Below are 26,912 nucleotides of genomic sequence, written 5' to 3'. Positions count from 1 at the left end.
TCAATATCTGTCGGGTGGAGGGGGTGGCATGCGGCATTTTTTGACCCCTCGTTGTCAAGGAGGAGGAGGAAGAGGAGGAGAGGTCAGGGGGTGGGGACGGATGCGATCGCCGCACGCAGCCGCTCGGCGGCCACCTCGGGCAGGATCTCCGCCGTCCACGCGCTCATCGCCGCCTCCGAGCCGGCGAGGAACTTCAGCTTGTCCTCCGCGCGGCGCGGGCTGGTGAGCTCGAGGCGCATGCGCACCGTGTCACGACCGGTGTGCACGGGCGCCTGATGCCAGGCCGCGATGTACGGCGTCGGCGTCTCGTACAGGGCGTCCACCCCGCGCAGCAGACGCAGATACAGCGGTGCGAGTTCGTCGCGCTCCTCCTCGGTCAGCGCGGCGAAGTCGGGCGCGTGCCGGTGCGGCATGAGCTGCACCTCCAGCGGCCAGCGGGCCGCGAACGGCACGAAGGCCGTCCAGTGCTCGCCCTGCAGCACGACGCGCTCGGACGCGCGCTCGGAGTCGAGCACGCGCGCCATCAGATCCGGCACCGTGCGGTGGATGCTGTCGAGCAGCCGCAGCGTGCGCGGCGTGACGTAGGGGTACGAGTAGATCTGCCCGTGCGGATGCGGCAGCGTGACGCCGATGGCCTCGCCGCGGTTCTCGAACGGGAAGACCTGGTGGATGCCGGGCAGCGCCGACAGCGCGGCCGTGCGATCCGCCCAGGCTTCGATCACGGTGCGCGCGCGGGTGACCGTCTGCGTGCCGAAAGAGCCCTCGTGGTCGGGGCTGAAGCAGACCACCTCGCAGCGACCGACGCTGGTGCGGGTGCGGCCGATGCCGAGCTCGGCGAGATCATCGAGTCCCCGGGTCGGATTCGACGCCCGGGGCACGCCGCCCACGGCCTCGTTCAGGGCCGGCCCGAATGCGGGAGAGCGGTTCTCGAACACCGCGACGTCGTAGCGGGCGGGCACCTCGGACGGATTGGTCGGCGTCTGTGGTGCCAGCGGGTCGGCGTCGGCGCTGGGCATCATCACCCGGTTCTGACGTTTGGTGGCGAAGGTGATCCAGTCGCCGGTGAGGATGTCCTGCCGCATGGTGGCGGTCTCCGGGCGCTCATCGAGCGTACGGGAGTCGACCGCCCGGTCGGGCCCGAGGGTCGTGCCGGGATCGTCGTAGTAGAACAGCTCGCGGCCGTCGGCGAGCCGGGTCGCTCGCTTGATCACGCCGGCGCCGAGTTCGGTCGTGCACAACTCCGGAGACTCACTCATGTTCACGTCAACATCTTATGTCGGCCTCCGTGGTAACGTCAACATTCCGGAGTTCTGATCAAGGAGAGCGGATGCCAGACGACAGGCGCGTGTCGATGGCGATGGTGGCCGCGCGCGCCGGGGTGTCCGGCCAGACCGTCTCCCGGGTCGCCAACGACAGCCCGCGCGTCGATCCGCAGACCAGGGCGCGAGTCGAGCAGGCGATGGCCGAGCTGGGGTATCGCCCGCATCGCGCCGCGCGTGCGCTGCGCACCGGCCGCACCCGCACCCTCGGCCTGGTCGCGCAGACCCTCGCGACGGTGGGCAACTCCCGCATGCTGCAGGCGGTCGCCGAGTCGGCTGCCTCGCGCGGCTACGCGCTCACGGTGCTGACCCTGGGGGCGGATGCCGACATCGCCGACGCCTTCGATCGGCTGCGCGATCAGGGGGTCGATGGCGCGATCGTGCTGAACGAGGCGACTGCGCTGGCCCGCGAGGCGGCGCCCGCCGGCCTGCGTCTGGTGGTCGTCGATTCCCCGCCTGACGATCGCTTCACAGTGGTGGGCACCGACCACGCCGCCGGTGGGCGCGCGGCCGTGGCGCACCTGCTGACGCGAGGTCACCGGACGGTGCACCACCTCGCCGGCCCCGCCGGCTCATTCGCCGCCGCGGAGCGCGAGCGCGGATGGCGCTCCGCGCTCGCGGAAGCCGGCATCGACGCTCCCGCCCCCGCCCGAGGGGATTGGAGCGCGGCATCCGGCTACGTCCAGGCGCAGCGGATGCTGGCGCGCGGGGCGACTGCGATCTTCGCCGGCAACGACCAGATGGCGCTCGGCGCGCTGCGCGCGGCCGCCGACGCCGGATTGCGTGTCCCAGACCACGTGGCCGTGGTGGGGTTCGACGACATCGCCGATGCCGCGCAGTTCCAGCCGCCGCTGACGACGGTGCGGCAGGACTTCGACGCGCTCGGCGAGCAGACCGTGCGCCGCCTGGTCGCCTGGATCGAGGGCGAGCACCCCACCGATCTGCTGCTCGAGCCGACCCTCGTCACCCGCGCCAGCACGTGAATCACCGCCGACGCGGCGTCAGAACTCCAGCATCACCTTGATCGCGCGCCGCTCGTCCATCGCGCGATAGGCCTCGGCCGCGTCGTCGAACGCCAGCGTGCGGTCGAACACCGCGCCCGGATCGATCTCGTCGCGCATGATGAGGTCGATCAGCTCGGGCAGGAAGCGGCGCACCGGCGCCGGTCCGCCGTGCAGGTGCACCTCGGAGAGGAACAGCTGCTGGCCGTCGAGGCTCACACCGTGCGAGACCCCGACGAAGCCGACGTGTCCGCCCGCGCGGGTGGAGCGGATCGCCTGCTGCATGGCCTCCTGCGTGCCGACCGCCTCGATCGTCGAGTGCGCACCATAACCGCCGGTCTCCTTGCGGATGCGGTCCACGCCGGCATCCCCGCGCTCCTCGACGATGTCGGTGGCACCGAACCGCCGCGCGAGCGCCTGACGATCGGCGTGCCGCGACATCGCGATGATCCGCTCGGCCCCCATCCGCGACGCGGCCAGGACCCCGAGCAGTCCCACCGCTCCGTCGCCCACGACGACCACGGTCCTGCCCGCACCCGCGGCGGCCGCATCCGCCGCGAACCATCCGGTGCCCAGCACGTCCGAGGCGGCCAGCAGCCCGCGCCGTCGCTGCGGCGTGATCTCGCCGTCGACCTTCACGAGCGTCCCGTCCGCCCACGGGATGCGCGCGTACTCGGCCTGCGTGCCGACCGAGCCCATGCCGACCACGTGCACGCACCGCGACTGGTACCCCGCCCGGCAGATCTCGCAGGTGTTGTCGGATGCCATGAACGAGCCGACCACGAAGTCGCCCACCTGGATCTCGCGCACCTCAGCCCCGACCTGCTCGACGACGCCGATGTACTCGTGCCCCATCCGAGTGGGGCGGGACTGCTTGGAGATGCCGCGGTAGGGCCACAGGTCGGAGCCGCACACGCAGGTCGCGTCGACGCGGATGATGGCATCGGTGGGCTTGACGATGTGCGGTGCGGGGACCTCTTCGACCCGGACGTCGCCGGGCCCGTGCATGATGACAGCGCGCATGTCACGATTCCACCACTCCGCCGGGCGGATTGCGAGGGGTTCGGCGCCGGTAGTCTGAACGGGTGAATGCGCGCCCCGACCGTCGTTTCCCGCGTTCGGTGTTCGGGCAGGGCAGCGAACCCGATGTGCGCTTCTCGCTCGCCAACGAGCGCACCTTCCTCGCCTGGACCCGCACCGCACTGGCCCTGATCGCCGGAGGCGTCGCGCTGGAGGCGCTCGCGCTGGACATGTACGCGCCGCTGCGGCTGGCGGCCTCGCTCGTGCTCATCGTCACAGGCATCGTCCTGCCGGTCATCGCGTGGGTGGAGTGGTCGCGCGTGGAGCGGGCGATGCGGCTGGGCCGGCCGCTGCCGCAGCCGCCCACGGCGATCGTGCTCGCCATCGCGGTGGTCGCCGCCGGTGTGCTGGTGCTGCTCGCCGTGCTGCGATGAGCGATCGCGGCGATGCGCGAGCGGTTGCGGGCCCCTTCGACCCCGGCCTGCAGCTGGAGCGCACCTCGCTGTCGTGGCGGCGCACGGCCCTGTCGCTGGCGGCCGGCTCGCTCATCGCCCTGCGCCTGCTGCCGCTGTGGCTGGGCGAGATGCTGTGGGTGGTGCCCGGGATGGTCGGGCTCGTCGCCGCGGCGGCGCTCTGGGGAGTCTCCCGCCGTCGGCATCATGCGTTCATGGCCCAGGTCGAGCAGCGGCGCACTCCGCGGGTCGCCGGTGCCGGAGTGCTGCTGGCGCTGACGGCCTGGGCGTCGGCGGTGGGGATGCTGGCGCTGGTGGCCGTGCTGCTCGCGGCGCGCTGAACCGGGGTCAGAGAGCGACCGTGCGGAACCCCGCGTTGCCCATCGAGGAGTCGGGCGTGTTCTGCGAGCGGGCCGAGTTGCGGTAGCGATTGCAGTACGACGAGTGGCAGAGGTAGCTGCCCCCGCGCAGCACGCGGGACTGCCCACGATCGGGTCCGGTCGGCGCGTGCGAGGGTGAGACGCGGTAGTAGCCGGGTGAGAACCAGTCCGACGCCCACTCCCAGACGTTGCCGACCATCTGCCACAGCCCGTACCCGTTCGGCTCGAACGAGTGCACGGGTGCGGTGGTCAGCCAGCCGTCCTCGAGGGTGTTCACGCGCGGGAACTCGCCCTGCCAGATGTTCGTGCGCCAGCCGCCCTCGTCGATCTCCTCGTCGCCCCAGGGGTACTTCCTGTGCTCGAGGCCGCCGCGCGCGGCGTACTCCCACTCGGCCTCGGTCGGCAGTCGGCGCCCCGCCCACTCGCAGTACGTCTGCGCGTCGTTCCAGCTGATGTGCACCACCGGGTGGTCGCCCATGCCCGCGATGTTCGAGAGCGGCCCGCCGGGGTGACTCCAGTCGGCGCCGCGCACGCCGATCCACCACGGCGTCTGCGGCGGTCGGCCCAGCACGTCCGCCGCGTCGGCGGCGAGGGCGAGGTGGAACACCGCCGAGAAGCCGAACTGCTCGGCCTCGGTGCGATATCCGGTCGCGTCGACGAAGCGGGCGAAGTCGTCGTTGGTCACGCTCGTGGCATCCATCGAGAACGCGTCGAGCGTCACCCGGTGCAGGGGCACCTCGCCGTCGGCCGCGTTGCGGTCGCCCGAGGAGTCGCCCATGACGAACGAGCCGGCCGGCACGAGCACCTGTGCGACCGCGTGCTGGGAAGGGGCGGGCGCAGCGGCATCGGCGGCGCGCACCGGCACCGATCCGAAGACGGCGCGCGACGGCGTGCCGCAGCCGCACGAGCATCCAGTGTCCACCGGTCATCCTTCCCGCTGCGCCGGGGTCGCGGCAGCCGTCGTGTCGAGCCTAATCGCGTACGGTCGGCGGCAGATCCGGCACCGTCGTCGCGGTGCCGTCGGGCCAGGTGATCGTCATCCCGTCGAGGCGCGGCGCGTGCGCGGCATCCTCCGGTGTGCCGAGCACGACGCCGAACGCGTGCCAGCGACCGAGCACGGGGACGATCTCCAGCCACGGCACCGCGGTGCGCCCGGCGAGCGGGGTGATGCCGTCGTCCACCAGCACTCCGGATGCCACCGGCGCCGCCTCCTCGAGCACGACCACCCGGGTGGCGAGCCGCGCGCTCGCCGCCGAGGCGGTCCCTGCCGGTGCGGCATCCGGTGCGGTGAGCGCCCACCCTCCGATCCGCAGAGCATCGCCGGACGCGCCCGCGTCGTCATCCGGTGACGCCTCCTCGACGCGCACGAAGCGCACCTCCCAGGCTCCGCGGACGACCGAGACGGTGTGGATCCAGGGGCCCACCACGGTGGGGCCGTCGTGATGGCTGACGCCGTGGTCGGGCACCAGCGCGAAGCCGATCGGCCAGTGCGCGCGGCTGCGTGAGGAGCCGATGGCGGTGCGGGCATCGAGTGCGCGCACCGGGCCCGCGACGAAGCCCGATCGGTGGCTGGGCAGGTCGCCGCGCATCATCGCGACCACGCCGTCCACCGGCGCGGTCACGGAGGCACCGGCGAGCACCGGTGCCGTGACCGTCGAGTAGCCGAACTTGGCGTAGAGCGGCGCATCCGGCTCCAGCGAGCCGGGCATGCGATGGTCGGTGCCGTGGTTGACGATCCGCACGGTGCCGTCTGGGGTGCCGGTGGCGAGCCATCCCGGGGCGCTGATCGCCCGCGCGAACGGTGCGCGCTCGATCGGCAACGGCTGCTCGATCGCCGTCCAGGCCTCGTGATCGGCGGGCAGGGCGAGGCCCAGCATCCCCTTCGCCGCCCAATAGGGCGAGCCGAGTCCCGAGTAGTTCTGCGCGATCGGACGCCAGGGCTGGTGCCAGCCGAGCGTGAGCACCCCGTCGGCATCGGGGGCTCCCCGCTCGACGAAGTGGCACAGCTGCCCGCTCGCGGCTCGGCGCAGCAGGCCGGCGTCGTGTCGGGAGCCGCCGTGCAGAGCTGCCGCCCACAGCGGCGCAGCGGTCGCGAACCGGTAGGTGAGGCTGCGCCCCTGGATCAGCGGGCCGCCGTCGGCGCCGATCAGGTGCAGGGCGTCGTCGAGGTAGTCATCGAGTCGTCTGCGGTATCGATCGACGCGTGCCGCATGGCGTGGATCGCCCGCCACCATCTGCGCCCAGATCATCGGGTAGAACGGCAGCGCCCAGCCGCAGTAGTGGTCGAAGTTGCGAGCCGCGCCGTCGCGGGTCCACCCGCCCGGCAGCTCGAAGGAGTCGAGCAGTTCGAAATCCTCGGCGCGGTCGGCGTCGGAGTACACCCCGCCCACGCTCTCGACGAAGAACGAGACGATCAGGCGGAACCAGGCCCAGTTGTTCGGCGGGTAGGAGCCGCCGATGAACGGGGTGAGGTACTCGATGGTCTGGCGCCGGCTCCGCTCGTCGAGCCGCGCCCACACCGTGTCACGCGTGAGGTGCAGCCCGACCGCGAGCGCGGCGGCTTCGACCTTGGCCTGAGGGTGCGCATCCACGCGCACCCAGCGCTCCGGGTGCGCGGGGTCGACGCCGGCCGCGATGCCGCGCGCGTACCTCTCGGCCAGCGCGGCGGTGCCGGCCGGGTCGCCGGCGATGCGGAAGGCCGCCAGCAGGAACGTGCGGGTGAACCCCTCCAGCTGGTCGATGTCGCGTCCGAGCCCGCCCGGGGCGCCGGGGTAGCGGATGAGCGACTGCGCAGGGCTGGCGTGGCGGGCGGCACCGTCGAGGATCGTGTCGGCCACGGCGACCCAGTGCGCGCGGGTCCAGCCGGTGTGCGGTGACCGCCGGTGATCGGCGGCGGGCAGCGGGATCGTCATGCGCTGATCACCAGGTCGGCAGCATGGACGGGATTGCGGGCGGCAGCGCCGGCGAGGTAAGCGCTCAGCTCGTCGAGCGCCGTGTCCGCGAGCCGGCGTGCCTCGGTGCCCAGCGATCCGGCGAGGTGCGGGGTGACGGCGACGTTGGGCAGGCGGCGCAGCTCGGAGTCGATCGGGAGCGGCTCGGGTTCGGTCACGTCCAGCACGGCGTCGAGCCGACCGCTGCGGCATTCGATGAGCAGCGCGTCGTGGTCGATCAGCGCGCCGCGGGCGGTGTTGATCACCGTCGCGCCGTCGGGCAGCGCCGCAAGTTCCGCTGCGGCGATCATGTGCTGGGTGGCCGGCAGCGCAGGAGCGTGCAGCGAGAGCACGTCCACCCGCGGCAGCATCTCCTCGAGCGGCACCAGCGTCGCGCCCGCGGCGGCGACCGCTCGCGGGTCGGCGAAGGGGTCGGCGACGAGCGTGCGGATGCCGTCGAAGGGCCGCAGCAGTTCCACCACACGCCGGCCGATCCGCGAGAAGCCCACGATGCCGACCGTGCGGTCGACGTTGCCGATCCCACGCGCGGTCCACGCGTTCCAGGTGGCGTCGGGGGAGGAGCGCAGATGCGTGAAGACGCGCTTGCCGCAGAGCAGGATCGCGCCGAGCGTGAATTCGGCGACCGGCACCGCGTTCGCGTCGGCGGCCGAGGTGAGTCGGATGCCGCGCGCCCAGAACTCGTCCGAGACCAGCCACTGCACGCTGCCGGCCGCATGCAGGACGGCCCGGAGCTTCGGCATCCGCTCCAGTCGAGCCCGATCGAGCCGCGGTGCTCCCCACGCGGTGATGAGGATCTCCGCCTCGGCGAGCAGCGCGATGCTCGCCGGGTCATCGGCGTCGGGCAGCAGCATCCTCCCCGCTCCGTCGGACAGCTTGTTCAGCCGATCCAGACGCGGAGGGTCGAAGAGCAGTGCGAACGCATCGACGTCCATGAGCGCGTGAGCGCGCGGGCGCGCGTCGGTCATGCGCGATCCTCCTCTATCCGGGCGGCGTGGTGCCTGAAGGCTAGCGTCCCCGCGCAGGGAATAGTTGATGCTCGGCAATAGTTGATGAGTGTCAACGAATAGTGATAAGGTTGAGAAAGATCAACCATCTTCCAGGAGCTGCACCTTTTGACCTCTCTTCCCTCCCCTCCGTCCCACCACGCGCCCACCACCCGGTCGGCGCGTGAGGTGTTCACCGCCATCTCCGGCCTCATCGTCGGAATGTTCGTCGCCGTGCTCTCCGGCACGGTCGTCTCGACCTCGCTGCCGGTCATCATCGCCGACCTGGGCGGCACTCAGGCCCAGTACACCTGGGTGATCACCGCCAGCCTGCTGGCGACCGCGGTCTCCACCCCGATCTGGGGCAAGCTCGCCGACCTGCTCGACCGCAAGGTGCTCGTGCAGCTCTCGCTCGTGCTGTTCACGGTCGGCACCGTGATCTCGGGCTTCTCCACCGACACGAACATGCTCATCGCCGTGCGTGTGGTGCAGGGGATCGGCGTCGGCGGTCTGATGTCGCTCGTCATGGTGGCCGTCGCCCTCATCATCTCGCCGCGCGAGCGCGGCAAGTACATGGGCGTCGTCGGCGGCATCATGGCCTTCGCCACGATCGGCGGACCGCTGCTGGGTGGGTTCATCACCGACGTGTGGGGCTGGCGCGCGAACTTCTTCGTCGGCGTGCCCTTCGCCGTGCTCGCCCTCGTGCTGCTGCAGCTCACCCTGCACCTGCCGAAGCCGCAGAACGTCAAGGTGTCGATCGACTACCTCGGCATCGTGCTGCTCGCCGTCGGCGTCTCCGCACTGCTGATCTGGGTGTCGATGGGCGGCTCGCAGTTCGACTGGGACTCCTCGACCAGCTACGTGCTCGGCATCGGAGCGGCCGTCGTGATCGTCGCCTTCGTCGTCGTGGAGTTCCTCGTGCCCGAGCCGATCGTGCCGATGACGCTGTTCAAGAACCGCACGTTCACGCTCTCGGTGATCGCCTCCATCGCCATCGGCGTGTCGATGTTCGCCACCTCGGTGTTCCTCGCCCAGTACTTCCAGCTCGCGCGCGGCGCCACGCCGACCGAGTCCGGCCTGATGACCATCCCGATGATCGTCGGCCAGATGGGTGCCTCGATCATCATCGGCCAGCTCGTGAGCCGCTTCGGCAAGTGGAAGGGCTGGATGATGCTGGGGTCGGTGCTCGCCCTCATCGGCGTCTCGCTGATGTCCACCCTGCGCTGGGACACCCCGTTCATCCTCGTCGCGATCTTCATGTTCGTGCTGGGCGCCGGCCTGGGCATGGTGATGCAGAACCTCACCCTCATCGTGCAGAACGACACCCCGCCGCAGCAGCTGGGCGCGGCCTCGTCGGGCGTGAACTTCTTCCGCACCATCGCCGGCACCATCGGCGTGACCATCATGGGTTCCATCCTCGCCACCAACGTCGGCACCTACATCAAGGACGATCTCGGCAAGTTCGTGCCGAAGTCGCCGGAAGAGATGAGCGCTCTGAAGTCGCTCGGCTCCGGCAACGTCCCCGACATGTCGAGCCTGCCCGAGAGCATCCGCCGCGTGGTCGAATCGGCCTACGGCCTGGGCATCGCCGACGCGTTCATCGTCGCCGTGCCGCTGGCGGTCATCGGCGTGATCGCGATCGCGTTCATCCGCAACAAGCCGCTGTCGACCAAGAACTCGGCCGAGCAGCTGCGCGAGCAGGCGGAGGGCTCAGCGATCGAGGTCGCGCAGGCCGAGGTGGGCGGCTCCACCGGCAGCATCCGCGTGGTCGAGGACGACGGGCGCGTGCGCGAGCAGGTGCGCTGAGGTGCAGACGCAGAGCGTCGACGACGCGCTCGCCGACTTCCAGGGGCATCTGAACCTCATCTTCGCGCGAGCGAAGGCGCTGTGGCGGGAGTCGGCGGCGCGCGTGCATCCCGATCTGCAGCCCTCGGGCTACAAGCTGCTGGCGTATATCGCCCGCACCGGCGGGTCGAACGCGCATCAGCTCGCCGAGCTGTTCGAGATGGACAAGTCGATGGTGAGCCGGCAGATCCGGATGCTGGAGGACTTCGGGCTTCTCGAATCGCGCCCCGACGAGCGCGACGGCCGGCTGCGGGTGCTCACCGCGACAGCCGGGGCACAGGACACGCTCGCGGTGCTGCGGGCTGAGAACGCCGAGCGGATGCGGGCGGTGCTCGCCGAGCTGACCGCGGATGAGGTGCAGGCGGCGTCGAAGGCGTTCCGCCTGCTTGCGGAGGTCTGAGCCTCCGCGCGCGACGGTCGGACGGACGGGGCCACGGTTAGGCTGGCGATGTGAGCGACGCCCCCGCTGATCCGGCTGCGCCCGAGGAGCCACTCCAAGGCGAGGCGCTCGACGCGGCCGTGCACCGTGTCGAGCGCGAGCTGGGCGGCCTCTTCGCCCGGATCCGCATCGGATGGCGGGATGCTGCCGCGACCGTGCATCCCGAGCTGCAGCCGCTCGGCTACCAGGTGCTGGTGTCGATCGTGAACGGCCAGGGCACCGCCGGCGAGATCATCGAGCGCCTGCAGACCGACAAATCAGCGGTGAGCCGCCAGGTGCGCCGGCTCATCGAGCTGGGGCTCGTCGACAGCATCCGCGACGCCGACGACCGCCGGGCGCGACGACTGGTCGCGACCCCGCTGGCGGTCGAACGCGTCACTGCCGCCCGCGCCGCATACGAGGGTCGCCTCGGTGAGCGGCTGCGGCAGTGGTCGGCCGAGGACCTCGACCACTTCGCGGATCTGCTGCGCGCGCTCGCCGGCTGAGCAGCGCTTGCGCTCAGCGGGGGAAGATGCTTTCATATGGGAAAGCGTTTACCCGTCACTTTCGACGGGCCACTGACCTCGAGAGAACGGACCACCATGACCGACGTGCGTGAGATCGGCATCATCATGAACGGCGTCTCCGGACGCATGGGCTACCGGCAGCACCTGGTGCGCTCGATCCTCGCGATCCGCGACCAGGGCGGCATCGAGCTTCCCGACGGCTCGAAGGTGACCGTCAAGCCGCTGCTCGTCGGCCGCAGCGAGGCCAAGCTCGCCGAGCTCGCCGCCAAGCACGGCATCACGGACTACACCACCGACCTCGACGCGGCCCTCGCCGACCCGCAGTGGGAGATCTACGCAGACTTCCTCGTCACCAAGGCGCGGGCCACCGCGATCCGCAAGGCGATCGCCGCGGGCAAGGCCATCTACACCGAGAAGCCCACCGCCGAGTCGCTCGAGGAGGCGCTCGAGCTCGCCAAGCTCGCCCAGGACGCCGGGGTGAAGACCGGAGTCGTGCACGACAAGCTGTACCTGCCCGGCCTGCAGAAGCTCAAGCGCCTGATCGACTCCGGCTTCTTCGGCCGCATCCTCTCGGTGCGCGGGGAGTTCGGCTACTGGGTGTTCGAGGGCGACTGGCAGCCCGCGCAGCGCCCCAGCTGGAACTACCGCACCGAGGACGGCGGCGGCATCATCAGCGACATGTTCCCGCACTGGAACTACGTCCTCGAGAACCTCTTCGGCGAGGTGAAGAGCGTCTACGCGCAGGCCGCCGTGCACATCGCCGACCGCTGGGACGAGAAGGGCGAGCACTACACCGCGACGGCCGAAGACGCCGCCTACGGCATCTTCGAGCTCGAGGGCGGTGTCATCGCCGAGATCAACTCGTCGTGGACCGTGCGCGTGAACCGCGACGAGCTCGTCGAGTTCCAGGTCGACGGCACGCACGGCTCGGCCGTGGTCGGACTGTTCGGCGCGAAGATCCAGCCCCGCAACGCCACCCCGAAGCCGGTGTGGAACCCCGACCTCGAAGACACCCACGACTACGACGGCGACTGGCAGAACGTCCCCACCAACGACGTCTTCCTCAACGGCTTCCGTCAGCAGTGGGAGGAGTACCTCACCTCCTACGTGCTGGGCACCGACTACCCGTTCGACCTGCTCGCCGGTGCACGCGGGGTGCAGTTCGCCGAGGCGGGTCTGACCTCGAGCGCCGAGGGTCGCAAGGTGGCCATCGAGACGCTGAGCCTGAGCTGAGCATGTCGAAGATCCGTCTGCTCTCGGCATCCGGAGACCTCTCCGACGCCGCGCTCAACGACGCGGGCGCCTACGCGCGCCCGACGTCGCCCCTGCGTGCGCGAGTGGCGTACGCCGCCGCCCACGTGGTGCCCGTGGTCTGGGGCGACAACACCCCCGGCCGGCCCGCCTACGTCGACTGGGATGCCACGCTCGCGTTTCGCCGCAACGTGTACTCGTGGGGGCTCGGCGTGGCGGATGCCATGGACACAGCCCAGCGCAACATGGGCCTGGATGCCGCGGCGACGCGCGAGCTCATCGCCCGCAGCGCGCAGGTGGCGCGCGAGGAGGGCGGCTCGGTCGTGGTCGGCGTCAACACCGACCACGTCGAAGAGACGCACATCTCGCTGCAGCAGGTCATCGACGCGTACATCTCGCAGCTCGAGTTCACCGAGCAGCAGGGCGCGGGGCCGGTGCTGATGGCATCCCGCCACCTCGCCCGCGTCGCCGCATCCGCCGACGACTACCGGCGCGTGTACCGGGCCGTGCTCGATCGCGCGACCACCCCGGTCGTGCTGCACTGGCTCGGCACGGCGTTCGACCCCGAGCTCGAGGGCTACTTCGGCTCGACTGAGTGGCCCGCAGCGGCGGACGTTCTGCTCGACATCATCGCCGAGGACCCCTCGAAGATCGCGGGTGTGAAGATGAGCCTGCTCAACGCCGAGAGCGAGATCTCGGTGCGCGAGCGCCTTCCCGAAGGTGTGCGCATGTTCACCGGCGACGACTTCAACTACGTGTCGCTGATCGGCGACTCGGGACCCTCCCCGTCGACAGCACGGGACCTCGCCGAGCGCGCGGGTTCTTCGCGTGAACAAGGCGTGCAGTCGGCGACATCCCGTGCACTCGACGACGGCGGGAGCGCCGGCGGCCGCGGGGTCGACGGCTCGCGGCGGTCCTACTCCGACGCGCTGCTCGGAGCCTTCGCCGCGATCACGCCCGTCGCCTCGGCGGCGATCCAGGCCCTCGACGACGGTGACGACGCGGCCTACCGCCGCATCCTCGGCCCCACCGAAGAGCTGAGCCGGCAGATCTTCGCCGCGCCGACGTTCTACTACAAGACCGGCGTCGCGTTCCTGTCGTGGCTGAACGGTCACCAGCCGGCGTTCCAGATGGTCGGAGGGCTGCACTCCGCGCGCAGTCTGCCGCACCTCTCGCGCATCGTCGAACTCGGCAACGCCTCGCTCGCGCTCGAGGAACCGGAGCTCGCCCGCGAGCGCTGGCACGCAATGCTGAAGCTGAACGGACTGGACGCATGACGACTCCCCACCCCCGCCTGTCGATCAACCAGGCGACGATCAAGTACGCCGATCTCGCCACCGCTCTGCGGGTCACCGCCGACGCCGGTGTGCAGTCGATCGGGCTGTGGCGCGAGCCGGTGAACGAGGTCGGCCTGGACACGGCCGGGAAGATGCTGTCCGATTCCGGGCTGCGCTTCTCGACGCACTGCCGGGGAGGGTTCTTCACCCTTCCGGCGGGACCCGAGCGCGATGCGGCCCTCGACGACAACCGTCGGGCGATCGATGAGACGGCGGCTCTGGCCGCGGCCGGTGCCGACGGCTCCACGGCCGTGCTCGTTCTCGTCGCGGGCGGCCTGCCCGAGGGATCGCGCGACCTGAGCGGTGCGCGCGAGCGGGTGCGGGATGCCATCGGCGTGCTCGCCCCGTACGCGCAGAGCGCCGGGGTCACCCTAGCGATCGAGCCGCTGCATCCGATGTTCGGCTCGGACCGCTGCGTGGTGACCACACTCGGTCAGGCGCTCGACATCGCCGCGGACTTCGACGCCGAGGTGGTGGGCGCCGCGGTGGACACGTTCCACATCTGGTGGGACCCGCAGGTGTACGAGCAGATCGACCGGGCCGGCCGTGACGGACGAATCGCGACGTACCAGGTGTGCGACTGGAAGACGCCGTTCCCCGCCGACGTGCTGCTCTCCCGGCACTACATGGGTGACGGAATCATCGATTTCGCCTCGCTCACCCGCGCCGTCGTCGACACCGGCTACGACCGCGACATCGAGGTAGAGATCTTCAACGCCGACATCTGGTCGGATGCACCCGAGAAGGTCGTCGCGCGCACGGCGGAGGCATTCGCGGCGACCGTCTCGCCGTACCTGTGATCGCGCGATGTTGTCGCGCGGCGTGACCGCGCGATGTGATTCGCGCGGCGTGATCACGCGATGTGATTTCGTAGGGATGTCGGCGACGTCGGGTCCGGCACCGTCAGGGAGGCGCTCATGATCAGACCGGGACTGTGCTCGGTGACGTTCCGGCAGCTCTCGCCGGAGGAGATCGCCGATCGAGCGGCATCCGCCGGTCTCGAGGTGATCGAGTGGGGCGGTGACGTGCATGTGCCGCCGGGGGACGCTGAGCGTGCCGCCGAGGTCGCGGCGGCGACGTCGGATGCGGGCCTCGCGGTCTGCTCGTACGGTTCGTACTTCCGCGCCGGCGCCTACGAGCCGCTCACACCCGTCATCGACAGCGCGGCGGCGCTCGGGGCCGACCGGGTGCGCATCTGGGCCGGCCGCACCGGATCTGACGAGGCGACGCCCGAGCACTGGGCGCAGGTCGCAGCGCGGCTGCGGGATGCCGTCGCGGAGGCATCCGAGCGCGGCATCGCGCTGTCTCTGGAGTTCCACCGTCGCACCCTCGCTGACACTCCGGCGGCGACGCTGCGGCTGCTCGCCGACGTGCCGGGGCTCTCGACCTACTGGCAGCCCACCGTGGACGCCCCCGATGAGGTCGCCCTCGTCGAGTACGAGCAGGTCGCGGCGCACACCAGCGCCGTGCACGTCTTCTCGTGGTGGCCTTTCGACAACAGGCTGCGCCTGGCGGAGCGCGGCGATCTATGGCGCCGGCTGTTCGCCTCGGCCGCGGCGCAGCCCGCACCACCGCGTGACGCGCTGCTGGAGTTCGTCGTCGACGACGATCCCGCGCTGCTGCCCGCCGAGGCGGCCACGCTGCGTGCCCTGTTACCCCCGTCCCCCCACGAGGGGTCAGAAAATGTCGCGTGAGATGCCCTCCATGCGACATTTCTTGACCCCTCTTCCGCAGTCGCGCGTGGCCCCCTTTCATGAGGGGTCAAGAAGTGCGCAATGACAAGTGCGGGATGCGACGTTTTCTGACCCCTCCAGCGCGGGTCGGGGGGCGGGGCGTCGCTAGGCTGTGGCCATGACCGTCGATGCCGCGTCCGTGCGCACCTCGCCGCCCACGCTGCACGATGTCGCACGCGCCGCCGGCGTCTCGCTGGCAACCGCCTCTCGTGTGCTCAACGGCTCCGAACGGAAAGTGGCGGACTCCTTCCGCGAGCGTGTCGAGAAGGCTGCCGACGAACTCGGCTATACCGCCAACGCCTCCGCGCAGGCCACCGCGAGAGGCACATCGGCGGCCATCGCGCTGCTCGTAGCGGACATCGCCGACCCGTACTTCGGGCTCATCGCCTCCGGCGTCGCACGCTCGGCCGATGCAGAGGGGCTCATCGTCACGGTGGCCATCACCGAGCGCGACCCCGACCGCGAGGTGCGCATCCTCCGTGCATTGCGCGGTCAGCGCCCGCGTGGTGTGATCCTCGCCGCGTCGCGCGCCGAGAACCAGGGGGCGTCGAGCGTCGCGGAGCTGTCGGCGCTCCAGGCGCTGGGCGGGCGCACCGTCACGTTCGGGGACGGCGGAGATCGCCGCATTCGCATCGACAACCACGGTGGTGCGGAACGACTGGGCCGGAAGATGGCAGGACTCGGCTACCGACGCGCGATCGCGATCGCGGCGGCGGCGGGCGTGCGCACCTCGGACGACCGCCTGGCCGGCTTCACGGCGGGTTTCGCCGCCGGCGGCGGTGAGGTAGCGCGGGTGCACCGGGGGTCGTTCGATCGCGAGTCCGGCGCTGCCGCGATGGCCGAGGCGCTGGCCGAGGGAGTGGATGCCGGAACCCTCGTCTTCGCGCTGAGCGACGTGATCGCGGTGGGCGCGATGACCGCCATCCGCGATGCCGGTCGCCGCGTGGGCGAGGACATCGCGGTGTGCGGTTTCGACGATGTGCCGGTCAGCAGCGACGTGACTCCGCGCCTGACGACGGTGCATGTACCGCTCAGCGACCTCGGCGAGCAGGCGTTCCGCGCCGTCGTCGATGCGGAATGGACGCAGCCGCCCGCCGTGCTCGAGGTGGTCGTGCGCGAGAGCACGCCGGGAACGTCCCGATGACGCGCGTCGTCTTCGCGCCCGACAGCTTCAAGGGCACCATCACCGCCGCCGATGCCGCGCGAGTGCTGGCTGAGGCGTGGTTGTCGATCGATCCGAGCGTCGAGACGGTGCTGCGGCCGATGGCCGATGGGGGAGAGGGCACGGTCGCCGCGTTCGCCGCCGCCGTTCGCGGGGCGCAGCGGATGCCGATCGTCGTCGACGGCCCCGCCGGACGCCGGGTCGAGACGGCGTGGCTGCTGCTGCCGGCATCCGACGACGCGCCGCGGGGCTCCGCAGTGGTCGACATGGCTTCCACCTCCGGGATCGAACTGCTCGACGAGCTGCGTCCCTTCGACGCGGATTCGACCGGATTCGGCCAGGCGATAGCGGCCGCACTCGACCACGGCGTCTCGCGACTGGTGCTCGGCATCGGCTCGAGCGCGTCGACCGACGGCGGCACCGGGATGCTGCGCGCCCTCGGCGCGCGCTTCCTCTCCGCTGACGGCACCGAGGTCGCGCCGGGCGCACGCGGGCTTCCCGACATCGCTCGGCTGGATCTCGGCCACCTGCGCCAGGCGCCGCAGGTGCAGGTGCTCACCGACGTCACCAATCCCCTCACCGGACCGCGCGGAGCCGCTGCGGTGTTCGGACCGCAGAAGGGGCTGGTCGATCCGCAGGATCAGCGGCGCACGGATGCCGGCCTCGCCCGACTCGCTCAGCTGCTCGCCCTCGATCCGAGCACGCCGGGCGCCGGCGCGGCGGGCGGAGTGGGCGGCGCGCTGCTCGCCTGGGGCGGTTCGCTGCTGCCCGGCGCAGCCGAGGTCGCGCACCTGATCGGGCTCGCGGATGCCATCGCCGAAGCCGACGTCGTCGTGACGGGTGAAGGGGCGTATGACGGACAGTCCGGTGATGGCAAGGTTCCGTCGTTCGTGGCATCCCTCGCCGCGGAGGCGGGCGCCGAGGCCCTGCTCGTCGCCGGGCGCATCGACGAGGATGCCGACACCGGCCTCTTCGCTGACACCCGCTCACTCACCGAACTGGCCGGCTCGGGAGCGGCGGCGCTGGCCGACACGCAGCGCTGGCTGTACGAGGCCGGCCGGCAGCTCGCGCTGCGCACGCCCCTTCCCTGAGCCGAACGCGGCTACCACCAACGCAGCCTCTGAGGAAGGCCCCCGCGAACTGATGAGGGGTCAGAAAACGTCGGGTCTGGGGGGTGCGATGCGGCATTTTCTGACCCCTCATACGCCCAGGAGGCGGCGGTCAGCCCTTCAGCGCGGCGCTGACGACCGCGCGCGCCTCCTCCTGCACCTGCGCGAGGTGCTCGGGCCCCTTCAGGCTCTCGGCATACAGCTTGTAGACATCCTCGGTCCCCGACGGACGCGCCGCGAACCACGCGTGCTCGGTCTGCACCTTGAGCCCGCCGATCGCCGCGTCATTGCCCGGCGCGTGCGAGAGCTTGGCCGTGATCGGCTCCCCGGCCAGCTCGGTCGCGCTGACGGCGTCCGGGGCGAGCCTGCCCAGCGTGGCCTTCTGCTCCGGCGTCGCCGGGGCGTCCACGCGCTGATACGCCGAGGCGCCGAACTCCTGCTCGAGCTCGCGGTAGCGCTCCGACGGGGTCTTCCCGGTCACGGCGATGATCTCCGCGGCGAGCAGGCAGAGCAGGATGCCGTCCTTGTCCGTCGACCAGACGCTGCCGTCCCTGCGCAGGAACGAGGCGCCCGCCGACTCCTCGCCACCGAACGCGACCGACCCGTCGAGCAGACCCGGCACGAACCACTTGAACCCTACCGGCACCTCGAGCAGGCGCCGGTCCAGCGACTCCGCGACGCGGTCGATGATCATCGACGACACGAGCGTCTTGCCGATCGCGGCGTCCTGCGGCCACTCCGGGCGGTGCGAGAACAGGTAGTCGATCGCTACGGCGAGGTAGTGGTTGGGGTTCATCAGTCCGGCATCCGGGGTGACGATGCCGTGCCGATCCGCGTCCGCGTCGTTGCCGGTGAGCACGTCGTAGTCGCCGCGCTTCGCGACGAGGGATGCCATCGCGCTGGGCGAGGACGGATCCATGCGGATCTTCTCGTCCCAGTCCAGCGTCATGAAGCGCCAGGTCGGGTCGACCTCGGGGTTGACGACGGTGAGATCCAGACCGTGCATCTCGGCGATGAGCGCCCAGTACTCCACGGAGGCGCCGCCGAGCGGGTCGGCCCCGATGCGCACACCCGCACGCTTGATCGCCTCGACGTCGATGATCGAGGGCAGGTCGCGCACGTAGGCGTCGCGGAAGTCGTACTGCCCGATCGAGTCATCGTCGATGTCGGCGTGCGGGATGCGCTCGACGCCTTCCAGGCCGGCCTCGATGAGCGCGTTGGCCCGCTGCGCGATCCATCCCGTGGCGTCGGTGTCGGCGGGACCGCCGTGCGGCGGGTTGTACTTGAAGCCGCCGTCGCGCGGCGGGTTGTGGCTCGGGGTCACGACGATGCCGTCGGCGCGCTCGGGGTCGTCGAGCCCGCGTCCGCGGTTGTAGGTGAGGATGGCGTGGCTGAGCGCCGGGGTCGGCACCCATGAATCGCGGGAGTCCACGCGGACGTCGATGCCGTTGCCGATCAGCACCTCGATGGCGGTGCGCTCGGCGGGCAGCGACAGCGCGTGCGTGTCGCGGCCGAGGAAGAGCGGGCCCCGGATGCCCTGCTCGCGGCGATAATCCACGATGGCCTGCGTGGTGGCCACGATGTGCTGCTCGTTGAAGCTCGTCGTGAGGGAGGAACCGCGGTGCCCGCTCGTGCCGAATGCGACACGCTGAGTCGGATCGGACGGGTCGGGGATGCGGTCGTAATAGGCGGCGATCAGCTCGTCGACGTCGATCAGATCGTTTTCCTCCGCGGGGAGGCCAGCTCGGCTCGTCATGCAGCTAGTCTGCCCCGCCGGAGCCGCGATGCGCACCTCGATTGCGCTTGTGGCTCTGGTACGACTATGACGCGTCAGGGGCTGCGGCGCCGGAGCCGTCACAGACTCGCTGGCTGTGCGAGGGGCGGCACTAGGCTGACGAGGTGACCGAACGCCGCACCTACAGCTATCTGGGCCCCGCGGGCACCTTCACCGAAGCAGCGCTCGATCAGGTGCCAGAGGCGCGCGGCCAGGTCTGGAAGCCCGTGCACAACGTAGGCGAAGCGCTCGCGGACGTGCTCGAGGGTCGCAGCCACGCGGCGATGATCGCGATCGAGAACTCCGTCGAGGGCGGGGTGTCGACCACGCTCGACGCTCTGGCGACGCTGCCCGGGCTGCGCATCGTGGGCGAGTACCTCGTGAAGGTGAACTTCGTGCTCGTCGGCAAGCCCGGGGTCCGGTTGGCGGACGTGGATGTCATCTCCGCGCATCCGGTCGCGTACGCGCAATGCCACAGCTGGCTGGGCGCGCACCTGCCGAAGCACGCCCATGTGCCGGCGGCGAGCAATGTGGCGTCCATCCTCGGCGTGCTCGACGGGACATCGCCCGCCCAGGCCGCGATCGCCGCCCCGGGGATCGTGCAGCACCATGACGTCGAGGTGCTGGCGGAGCAGATCGGCGACAACGAGAACGCCGTGACCCGCTTCGTGCTCGTCTCCAAGCCCGTCGCCCCGGGCGAGCCGACCGGGGCGGACAAGACCTCGCTCATCGTCGAGCTTCCCGACGACCGGCCGGGCGCACTGCTGGACATGCTCGAGCAGTTCTCCACGCGCGGCATCAACCTGTCGCTGCTGCAGTCGCGGCCGGTGGGGGACGCCCTGGGACGCTATCGCTTCGTGGTGGACGCTGACGGGCACGCCTATGACGAGCGGATGGCCGACGCGCTGCTGGGCATCCGCCGCTTCAGCCCGCGCGTGGTCTTCCTGGGTTCGTACCCGCGCGCCGACCGCAAGATCGTGCACTATCCCGAGCGCTACGCCGACGGGGTCTTCGTCGAGGCGCGCGACTGGCTGCGTGCGCTGCTGCACGGCGAGCCCGGCGCCTGACCGAGGCCGGCGCCGTCTGCTCCGCCGCCTCGGGGCGGCTCAGGCCGCGAGCAGCTCGAGCGTCTGCGCGCGCCCGCCGGCGGCGTCCAGCGCCTCGCCCTCGTGCGCACCCGCGACGGGGGAGATCATGATCTCGTCCACGCCATGCCGGCTGGCGAACTCCGCGAGCGACGCCCGCACCCCTTCGGCGTCACCGATGAACCAGCGCTGGCGCATCGCGTCGATGAGGGTCTGCTCCATGGCATCCGGATGTTCGGCGAGACCGCGCTGGGCTTCTTCGACCGTCTCCAGCACGCGCATGGGCTTGTTGCCGCGCAGCCGGGCCATCGCCCGCAGCTGCGGCAGGGCGCGCGCCTCGGCCTCGTCGGCAGTGGGCGCGGCGACGACGTTCGCGGTGAGGAAGGTGCGCGGCGCGTCGAGCGTCGCGGACGGACGGAAGGTCGAACGGTAGAGGTCGAGCGCACGCTCGAGTCCGGTGCCGGCGAAGTGGTTCGCGAAGACGTACGGCAGGCCGTGCGCGGCGGCGAGCTGCGCGGAGTAGTCGCTGGATCCGAGCAGCCAGATCTGGGGTGCGCCGGATGCCACCGGCGTCGCCTTCACGGTGTACTCGCCGCCAGTGGTGAACTGCACCGTCGCACCATCGGGCTGCAGCATGAGGCCGATGTCCTGCACGTGCGAGGGGAAGCGCTCGACGTCCCCGGCCGTGCCGGACTGGCGCAGCAGCTGTGTGATGACCGGGTCGCTGCCGGGCGCGCGGCCGATGCCGAGGTCGATGCGTCCGGGTGCGATCGCCTCGAGCGCGGCGAACTGCTCGGCGACGATCAGCGGCGCGTGGTTGGGCAGCATCACCCCGCCGGATCCCACCCGGATGCGCTGCGTGCGCGACGCCGCGGCGGCGATCAGCACCGGCGGGGCGGTGGATGCCACCGACGGCATGTTGTGGTGCTCGGCGAACCAGTAGCGCACGAGTCCGAGTTCGTCGGCGCGCTGCGCGAGTGCCATGGACGACGCGACGGCCTGCGCGGTGGTCTGGCCGGTGCGGACGGGGACGAGATCGAGGACGGAGAGGGCGAGAGCAGTCATCCACATCGTCAACAGCCGAGAGCGCGTCGGCATTCCAGGCGGCGCTGAGGGGTCAAAAAACGTCGCATGTGGGTGGCGTCATGCGGCATTTCTTGACCCCTCACGTGGGCGGGCGCGCGCTGGGGGGTCAAGAAATGTCGAGTGTGGGTGGCGTCATGCGGCATTTTTTGACCCCTCTCGATGCTGCTCGTGCGGGGCGACCAAGTCAGGACTTGACGGGCCCGCGTGCGCCGGCGTAGGCCGGTGGCATGCGCCACTTCACCGATCGCACGGATGCCGGGCGGCGTCTCGCCCAGCGACTGCAGGAGCACTTCGCCGCCCAGGGCGAAACACCGGCGGATGCCGACCTCGCAGCACCCGATCTCGTCGTGCTGGGGCTGCCGCGCGGGGGCGTACCGGTGGCCGCCGAGGTGGCTCGTGCGCTGCACGCACCGCTGGATGTGCTCATCGTCCGCAAGGTCGGCGTGCCGTGGCATCCGGAGCTCGCGATGGCCGCGGTCGGCGAGGAGGATGCCGTGGTGCGCAACGACTCCGTGATCGCCGCCTCCGGCGTCCCCCGCCGCGAGCGCGAGGCGGCCGAGCAGCGCGAGCGCGACGAGGTCGCCCGCAGGGCATCAAGGTTCCGCGGGGGCCGCCCGCCGGTGTCGCTGGCCGGACGCACCGCACTGATCATCGACGACGGCATCGCGACCGGCGCCTCCATGCGCGCCGCCTGTGCGATCGCCCGAGCCCGGCACGCCCGCCGCATCGTCGTCGCGGCGCCCGTCGCCCCCGCGGATGTGATCGACGTGCTGCGCGATGAGGTGGACGAGGTGGTGTGCCTGCACACGCCGGCGGACTTCATGGCGGTGGGCATGCACTACCTCGACTTCCACCAGACCTCGGATGGCGAAGTGGAGCGCCTGATGCCGTGACCGTCGGCGTTACGCTTTCGTGATGGACGCCAACTTCTTCTTCGTCGTCGTCGGGGCCGTCGCCGTGGCGGCCGTCGCTCGAGGCAGAGGCTGGCCCGCTCCGCTGCTGGTCACGATGGTCGCGCTGGCGGCATCCTTCCTCCCCTTCATCCCTGACGTCACCCTCGACGGACACGTGCTGCTCAACCTCGTGCTGCCGCCGCTGCTGTACTCGGCGGCGCTGGACGTATCGTTCGTGAGCTTCCGTCGGGCGATGCCGCAGATCCGCCGGCTCGGGGTGGGTCTCGTGGTCGTGACGGCCCTGGTGGTCGGCCTGCTCGCCTGGTGGGTGATGCCGGCGCTCACACTGCCGGGTGCGCTGCTGCTGGGTGCCATCGTCGCGCCCCCGGATGCCGTCTCGGCGGCTGCCGTCGGGCGCCGCCTCGGGTTGCCCCGACGCGTGATGACCGTGCTGTCCGGCGAGAGCCTGATCAACGACGCGACCTCGCTGACCTTGTTCCGGGTGTTCGCGGCGATCGTCGCCGGAGCGACGGTGACCGTGTGGGGCGGGATCGGGCAGTTCCTGCTCGCGGTGGCCGTCGGCGTCATCGTGGGACTCGTGTTCGGGGTGGCACTGCACCAGCTGCGCATGCGGGTGGACGATCCGGTGGTCAACGGCACCTTCGGTCTGCTGGCACCGTTCGGCGTCTACGCCATCGCCGAGCAGCTGCTGGGCTCGGGGGTCCTCGCCGTGGTCGCGATGGGGCTGTTCGTCGGCTTCAACGCCCCCAAGACCAGCTATGCGACCCGTCAGCAGGAGACGCCGCTGTGGCTGTCGGCCGACTTCCTGCTCGAGTCGTTCGTGTTCGCCTACATCGGCCTGCAGCTGCCGCGCGTGCTCGGCGAGCTGAAGGACGGCGAAGCCGGCACGATCGTGCTGCTGGCGGCGGTGGTGCTGCTGGGAGTGCTCGTGGTGCGTCCGCTGTTCGTCTACCCGGCCGGCGCGTGGGGACAATGGTGGACGGGCCTGCGACTGCGCAAGTGGCAGCGCATCTCGGCCGCCGCGCAGAGCCTTCCTGTCGCGCCGGGGCGGCGCCGCCGGCATCCGGTCTCAGAGGATGAGTTGCGCCGTCGTCTGGTGGAGACGCGGCTGTCGTGGCGCGACAACGCGGTGATCTCGTGGGCGGGCATGCGGGGAGTGGTGACGCTGGCGACCGCGCTCGCCGCGGCCGATCTCGCTGCGCTCCGGCCGCAGGCGGCGCACGCGATCGTCGTGGTCGCCTTCGTCGTCACGGTCGGCACCCTGCTGCTGCAGGGGCTGACTCTGCCCTGGCTCATCCGCCGGCTCGGCCTCGTCGACGACACCGAGCGGCAGGAGGACGAGCGCGAGATCGCGGCCGTGCGCGAGCGCAGCCGTGATGCGGGGAAGGCGTATCTGCGCGAGATGCGACGCACGTGGGCGAAGACGCAGGGCCAGCAGAGCCTGGCGGCCTTCGACGCGTACGCGCAGCGGCTGATGAAGATGCAGTCCGAAGCCGAGCAGGCCGATGCGACCGAGCAGGAGCGCCCCACTGCCGAGCAGTTCGCGGAGTTGGCGAAGGGGTGGCTGTCGGTGCGGCGCCGACTGCTGCTCGAGGAGCGCCGGGCGGGAACGCTCAGCGAGGAGGTCATGCACGAGCTGATCGCGGCGATGGATGCCGAGGAGCTGGCGCTCGACACGCGCATGGCGCTGCGCTCCTGACCCGGTCCCCACCGGGCGTCCGCGAAACGCCGCGCGGCGGCGAGCCGGCTCCCCGGCATCCGTTCGGGAGGGCCGAACTCAGACCGCCACGAGGGCCGGTGCGCCGCGGGATGCCTCGGCAGACGCGTCTGCGCGGCGCAGCGCCGTGAGGATCTGCCAGCGCGCGCTGTAGCTGTGGCTGCCGAGCTGCGCCAGCAGGAGCCGGTCGCGGGGGTCCAGGCCTTCACGTGCCGCTTCCCGCGCGAGGTCGTCGCCGGTCGCGGGGTACTCCATGTCGGCGAGGAAGCGCTCGAGTGAGGCTGAGAGAGACATGTCAGCTCCCTTCTGCTGCAGGGGGATCGAGGGATCGAGGGGGAGAAGGAGGGCGGGCCGGGGAGTGCCCGTGCGGCTCTCCCCGGCCCCCGTGGATCAGGCGCTGATGGCGTCCTGCCGGTCGGTGGACTCCACCGCGATGCGGCGGGGCTTCGCGCGCTCGCTGACCGGGATGATCACCGAGAGCACGCCGCTGTCGTACGAGGCGCTGATCCGCTCGAGGTCCACGCCGTCGCCGAGCGTGAACTGGCGGAAGTAGCTGCCCGCCCCGCGCTCGCGGGCGATCCAGCGCATGCCTTCGCCGCTTCCGGCGGTGCGCTGCGCGCGGATCGACAGCTGCGAGCCGTCGAGGTCGACATCGATCGAGCCGGGGTCGGCGCCGGGGATGTCGGCGTGCAGGACATAGCGGTCGCCGTCGCGGTAGAGATCGACGGGCATCACGCGGGGTGCGCGCACGGAGTCCAGCACGCTCGCAGCGAAACGATCGAGCTGACTGATCGGGTCGAGGGTCATGGCCATGGTGTTCTCCTCTCACTATGCGCCGCAGAGGCGTCTTGTCAGGTTGCTGATGCAGGTTATCTGCATCCGATGATGTATATTTATAGCTCGCAGAGGCGCAGATTTCAAGTAGTCGGATTTGCAGAACGGGACGGATGCCAGATGGCTGAGCGAGACACCACCACGCCGCTGTACGGGATCGCCGTCGCCGCCGAGCTGGCATCCGTGCCCGAGGCGACGCTGCGGCTGTACGAGCGGCGCGGTCTGCTCGCGCCGCACCGCAGCGAGGGGGGAACCAGGCGCTACAGCGACCACGACATCGACCGGCTGCGTCGAGTCGCCGAATTGCGCGACGCGGGCGTCAATCTCGCGGGAGTCGGACGTGTGCTCGACCTGGAGGACGAGAACGGCGACCTCCGTCGCGAGCTCGCCGAGCAGCGCCGGGAGCGCTGACGCCGGTGCCGGTCCCGGCGAACGCAGAGCGCCCCACCCCGCAGCATCGGGGTGGGGCGCTCTGCTGCCCGGGTTGTGTCAGCGGGAGCTGACCGGCTCCTTCGTGGCATCCGGGGTGGTGGTATCCGACTCCGCGGCATCCGCGTCGTCGATGTCCTCGGCGAACGGCAGGCCGTTGCGGGGAGCGTTGTAGAGCTCCTCGTCGAGGATGCCCTCGCGCTTGGCGACGATCGTGGGCACCAGCGCCTGGCCGGCGACGTTCACCGCAGTGCGGCCCATGTCGAGGATCGGGTCGATCGCCAGCAGCAGTCCGACGCCCTCGAGCGGCAGACCCAGCGTCGACAGGGTGAGGGTCAGCATCACGATCGCACCCGTGGTGCCGGCGGTTGCGGCCGAGCCGACGACCGAGACGATGACGATCAGCAGGTACTGGATGAAGCTGAGCTGGATGTCGAAGAACTGCGCGACGAAGATCGCGGAGATCGCCGGGTAGATGGCGGCGCAGCCGTCCATCTTCGTGGTGGATCCGAGCGGCACCGCGAAGGAGGCGTAGCCGGCGGGCACGCCGAGGTTGCGCTCGGTGACGCGCTGCGTGAGCGGCAGGGTGCCGATCGAGGAGCGGCTGACGAACGCGAGCTGCACGGCGGGCCACACGCCCGAGAAGTACTGCTTGATCGACAGGCCGTGGGTCTTCACCAGAATCGGGTAGACCACGAAGATGACCAGAGCGAGACCGAGGTAGATCGCACCGGCGAACCAGGCGAGCGAGGTCAGCTTGTCCCAGCCGTACTTCACGACCGCGGCGCCGATGAGGCCGAAGGTGCCGAGCGGGGCGATGCGGATGATCCACCACAGCACGCGCTGGATCACCTTGAGAAGCGACTCGGTGAACACCAGGAACGGCTCGGCCTTGCGGCCGGCCTTGAGAGCTGCGATGCCGACGACCGCGGCGACGACGATGACCTGCAGGATGTTGAAGCCGACACTCGACGTGTAGCTGCCGTCGGTGGCGCCGGGGGTGGTCGACACCGTGAGGCCGAGGAAGTTCTGCGGGATCAGGCCCAGCAGGAAGTTCCACCAGGTGCCGACGGTGCCCGGCTCGCCGGTGCTCTCGAGGCCGGCGCCGGCCTTGGCGCCCGGCTGAATGGTCAGGCCCAGCACGATGCCGATCGACACGGCGATGAACGCGGTGATCGCGAACCACAGAAGCGTCTGTCCGGCGAGGCGCGCGGCGTTCTGCACGCGACGCAGGTTGGAGATGCTCGCCACGATCGCGGTGAAGATCAGCGGGACCACGGCGGCGCGCAGCAGCGTGACGTACGAGCTGCCGATGCGGTCAAGCGTGTCGGACAGGGGTGTCGGGTTGTCGGCCGATGCGCCGAGCGAGACGGCGATCAGTCCGACGGCGATGCCGAGGATGAGGGCGGCGATGATCTGGAACCCGAACGAGGTCAGCAGCTTGCGGACCGGGCCTCGGGTGTCGGGCGCCTTCTGGGCGCGCGCAGTAGCGGATGAGTTGCTCACGGGATCTCCAATGGTCTGCGCGGAGTGCGCATCACGTGGAGTAAACGCTAAGCGGAAGGACGTATTCCCGGGAATAGAT

At 70.7% G+C, this 26,912-nt stretch carries 26 protein-coding genes; 16 read left to right on the top strand and 10 right to left on the bottom strand.

The genetic code is table 11. From position 1 onward, the window contains the following. Nucleotides 1–83: 83 nt before the first annotated feature. A complete protein-coding gene (gene galT, locus WFG93_RS00595) occupies nucleotides 84–1,256 on the bottom strand; it encodes a galactose-1-phosphate uridylyltransferase (protein WP_336645037.1) in 1,173 nt (390 codons plus the stop codon). A 71-nt stretch (nucleotides 1,257–1,327) separates the two neighbouring features. Here galT and WFG93_RS00590 point away from each other — a divergent pair, with 71 nt between their 5' ends. Next, the gene (locus tag WFG93_RS00590) at nucleotides 1,328–2,302 is read left to right on the top strand and encodes a LacI family DNA-binding transcriptional regulator (RefSeq protein WP_336644373.1); all 975 of its coding nucleotides are present in this window, start codon (nucleotides 1,328–1,330) and stop codon (nucleotides 2,300–2,302) included. Nucleotides 2,303–2,320: 18 nt separating this feature from the next. Here WFG93_RS00590 and WFG93_RS00585 read toward each other — a convergent pair whose 3' ends face one another. Continuing rightward, nucleotides 2,321–3,343 (bottom strand): zinc-binding dehydrogenase, encoded by a 1,023-nt coding sequence (locus WFG93_RS00585; RefSeq protein ID WP_336644372.1) that lies wholly within the window; start codon nucleotides 3,341–3,343, stop codon nucleotides 2,321–2,323. 62 nt (nucleotides 3,344–3,405) lie between these two features. Between WFG93_RS00585 and WFG93_RS00580 the strand changes: the two genes are divergently transcribed. Together WFG93_RS00580 and WFG93_RS00575 are read left to right on the top strand one after the other, a co-directional pair. Continuing rightward, entirely contained in the window at nucleotides 3,406–3,774 is a 369-nt protein-coding gene (locus WFG93_RS00580; protein WP_336644371.1) for a YidH family protein, read from the top strand. Beyond that, nucleotides 3,771–4,133 (top strand): DUF202 domain-containing protein, encoded by a 363-nt coding sequence (locus WFG93_RS00575; RefSeq protein WP_336644370.1) that lies wholly within the window; start codon nucleotides 3,771–3,773, stop codon nucleotides 4,131–4,133. The genes WFG93_RS00580 and WFG93_RS00575 overlap by 4 nt, the downstream gene beginning before the upstream one ends. 7 nt (nucleotides 4,134–4,140) lie before the next feature. Here the strand turns inward: WFG93_RS00575 and WFG93_RS00570 are convergent, their stop codons facing one another. From WFG93_RS00570 to WFG93_RS00560, 3 genes are read right to left on the bottom strand one after another with little or no spacing between them, the layout of a single operon-like run. Continuing rightward, on the bottom strand, nucleotides 4,141–5,094 hold the full coding sequence (locus WFG93_RS00570; RefSeq protein WP_442928218.1) for a formylglycine-generating enzyme family protein: 954 nt from the start codon (nucleotides 5,092–5,094) through the stop codon (nucleotides 4,141–4,143). A 49-nt stretch (nucleotides 5,095–5,143) separates the two neighbouring features. Beyond that, entirely contained in the window at nucleotides 5,144–7,084 is a 1,941-nt protein-coding gene (locus WFG93_RS00565; RefSeq protein WP_336644369.1) for a DUF2264 domain-containing protein, read from the bottom strand. Then, nucleotides 7,081–8,088 (bottom strand): hydroxyacid dehydrogenase, encoded by a 1,008-nt coding sequence (locus WFG93_RS00560; RefSeq protein ID WP_336644368.1) that lies wholly within the window; start codon nucleotides 8,086–8,088, stop codon nucleotides 7,081–7,083. The genes WFG93_RS00565 and WFG93_RS00560 overlap by 4 nt, the downstream gene beginning before the upstream one ends. 207 nt (nucleotides 8,089–8,295) lie before the next feature. On the opposite strand from WFG93_RS00560, the gene WFG93_RS00555 reads away from it, so the two are divergent. From WFG93_RS00555 to WFG93_RS00515, 9 genes are all read left to right on the top strand, one after another. Continuing rightward, nucleotides 8,296–9,912 carry an MDR family MFS transporter gene (locus tag WFG93_RS00555; protein ID WP_336644367.1) on the top strand — a complete coding sequence of 539 codons (1,617 nt, stop codon included), beginning with the start codon at nucleotides 8,296–8,298 and terminating at the stop codon, nucleotides 9,910–9,912. Nucleotide 9,913: 1 nt separating this feature from the next. Further along, nucleotides 9,914–10,351, top strand: coding sequence for a MarR family winged helix-turn-helix transcriptional regulator (locus WFG93_RS00550; RefSeq protein WP_336644366.1), 438 nt, complete (start codon nucleotides 9,914–9,916; stop codon nucleotides 10,349–10,351). Nucleotides 10,352–10,401: 50 nt separating this feature from the next. Then, nucleotides 10,402–10,875, top strand: coding sequence for a MarR family winged helix-turn-helix transcriptional regulator (locus WFG93_RS00545; protein ID WP_336644365.1), 474 nt, complete (start codon nucleotides 10,402–10,404; stop codon nucleotides 10,873–10,875). Between the two features lie 96 nt (nucleotides 10,876–10,971). Beyond that, on the top strand, nucleotides 10,972–12,129 hold the full coding sequence (locus WFG93_RS00540) for a Gfo/Idh/MocA family protein (protein WP_336644364.1): 1,158 nt from the start codon (nucleotides 10,972–10,974) through the stop codon (nucleotides 12,127–12,129). A 2-nt stretch (nucleotides 12,130–12,131) separates the two neighbouring features. Then, on the top strand, nucleotides 12,132–13,424 hold the full coding sequence (locus tag WFG93_RS00535) for a dihydrodipicolinate synthase family protein (RefSeq protein ID WP_336644363.1): 1,293 nt from the start codon (nucleotides 12,132–12,134) through the stop codon (nucleotides 13,422–13,424). Beyond that, nucleotides 13,421–14,284, top strand: coding sequence for a sugar phosphate isomerase/epimerase family protein (locus WFG93_RS00530; RefSeq protein ID WP_336644362.1), 864 nt, complete (start codon nucleotides 13,421–13,423; stop codon nucleotides 14,282–14,284). The genes WFG93_RS00535 and WFG93_RS00530 overlap by 4 nt, the downstream gene beginning before the upstream one ends. Before the next feature lie 117 nt (nucleotides 14,285–14,401). Further along, entirely contained in the window at nucleotides 14,402–15,178 is a 777-nt protein-coding gene (locus WFG93_RS00525; RefSeq protein ID WP_336644361.1) for a sugar phosphate isomerase/epimerase family protein, read from the top strand. A 157-nt stretch (nucleotides 15,179–15,335) separates the two neighbouring features. After that, nucleotides 15,336–16,361: a LacI family DNA-binding transcriptional regulator gene (locus tag WFG93_RS00520; protein ID WP_336644360.1), complete on the top strand. Its 1,026-nt coding sequence runs from the start codon at nucleotides 15,336–15,338 to the stop codon at nucleotides 16,359–16,361. Next, nucleotides 16,358–17,470, top strand: a complete 1,113-nt coding sequence (locus tag WFG93_RS00515) for a glycerate kinase (protein ID WP_336644359.1) — start codon at nucleotides 16,358–16,360, stop codon at nucleotides 17,468–17,470. The genes WFG93_RS00520 and WFG93_RS00515 overlap by 4 nt, the downstream gene beginning before the upstream one ends. A 130-nt stretch (nucleotides 17,471–17,600) precedes the next feature. Here the strand turns inward: WFG93_RS00515 and pgm are convergent, their stop codons facing one another. Then, nucleotides 17,601–19,244 carry a phosphoglucomutase (alpha-D-glucose-1,6-bisphosphate-dependent) gene (gene pgm / locus WFG93_RS00510; RefSeq protein ID WP_336644358.1) on the bottom strand — a complete coding sequence of 548 codons (1,644 nt, stop codon included), beginning with the start codon at nucleotides 19,242–19,244 and terminating at the stop codon, nucleotides 17,601–17,603. Nucleotides 19,245–19,387: 143 nt separating this feature from the next. Here pgm and pheA point away from each other — a divergent pair, with 143 nt between their 5' ends. Further along, nucleotides 19,388–20,329: a prephenate dehydratase gene (gene pheA / locus WFG93_RS00505; RefSeq protein WP_336644357.1), complete on the top strand. Its 942-nt coding sequence runs from the start codon at nucleotides 19,388–19,390 to the stop codon at nucleotides 20,327–20,329. A gap of 39 nt (nucleotides 20,330–20,368) precedes the next feature. Here the strand turns inward: pheA and WFG93_RS00500 are convergent, their stop codons facing one another. Continuing rightward, nucleotides 20,369–21,412 carry an LLM class flavin-dependent oxidoreductase gene (locus WFG93_RS00500; RefSeq protein ID WP_336644356.1) on the bottom strand — a complete coding sequence of 348 codons (1,044 nt, stop codon included), beginning with the start codon at nucleotides 21,410–21,412 and terminating at the stop codon, nucleotides 20,369–20,371. Between the two features lie 248 nt (nucleotides 21,413–21,660). Between WFG93_RS00500 and WFG93_RS00495 the strand changes: the two genes are divergently transcribed. Together WFG93_RS00495 and WFG93_RS00490 are read left to right on the top strand one after the other, a co-directional pair. Then, the gene (locus WFG93_RS00495; RefSeq protein WP_336644355.1) at nucleotides 21,661–22,326 is read left to right on the top strand and encodes a phosphoribosyltransferase; all 666 of its coding nucleotides are present in this window, start codon (nucleotides 21,661–21,663) and stop codon (nucleotides 22,324–22,326) included. A 22-nt stretch (nucleotides 22,327–22,348) separates the two neighbouring features. Next, a complete protein-coding gene (locus WFG93_RS00490) occupies nucleotides 22,349–24,046 on the top strand; it encodes a cation:proton antiporter (protein WP_336644354.1) in 1,698 nt (565 codons plus the stop codon). A 78-nt stretch (nucleotides 24,047–24,124) separates the two neighbouring features. Here the strand turns inward: WFG93_RS00490 and WFG93_RS00485 are convergent, their stop codons facing one another. Together WFG93_RS00485 and WFG93_RS00480 are read right to left on the bottom strand one after the other, a co-directional pair. Continuing rightward, the gene (locus WFG93_RS00485) at nucleotides 24,125–24,358 is read right to left on the bottom strand and encodes a DUF2795 domain-containing protein (RefSeq protein ID WP_336644353.1); all 234 of its coding nucleotides are present in this window, start codon (nucleotides 24,356–24,358) and stop codon (nucleotides 24,125–24,127) included. Nucleotides 24,359–24,454: 96 nt separating this feature from the next. Next, nucleotides 24,455–24,877: an Hsp20/alpha crystallin family protein gene (locus WFG93_RS00480; RefSeq protein WP_336644352.1), complete on the bottom strand. Its 423-nt coding sequence runs from the start codon at nucleotides 24,875–24,877 to the stop codon at nucleotides 24,455–24,457. 141 nt (nucleotides 24,878–25,018) lie between these two features. Between WFG93_RS00480 and WFG93_RS00475 the strand changes: the two genes are divergently transcribed. Next, nucleotides 25,019–25,309, top strand: coding sequence for a MerR family transcriptional regulator (locus WFG93_RS00475; protein ID WP_336644351.1), 291 nt, complete (start codon nucleotides 25,019–25,021; stop codon nucleotides 25,307–25,309). Between the two features lie 78 nt (nucleotides 25,310–25,387). Here WFG93_RS00475 and WFG93_RS00470 read toward each other — a convergent pair whose 3' ends face one another. Then, on the bottom strand, nucleotides 25,388–26,833 hold the full coding sequence (locus WFG93_RS00470; RefSeq protein WP_336644350.1) for a dicarboxylate/amino acid:cation symporter: 1,446 nt from the start codon (nucleotides 26,831–26,833) through the stop codon (nucleotides 25,388–25,390). Between the last annotated feature and the right edge of the window lie 79 nt (nucleotides 26,834–26,912).

The sequence above is a fragment of the Microbacterium sp. USHLN186 genome, assembly GCF_037145155.1.
In the GTDB taxonomy this organism is placed as follows: Bacteria; Actinomycetota; Actinomycetes; order Actinomycetales; family Microbacteriaceae; genus Microbacterium.
The sequence above is the reverse complement of the archived record's forward strand: the minus strand, read 5'-3'. Positions and strand labels throughout refer to the sequence as shown.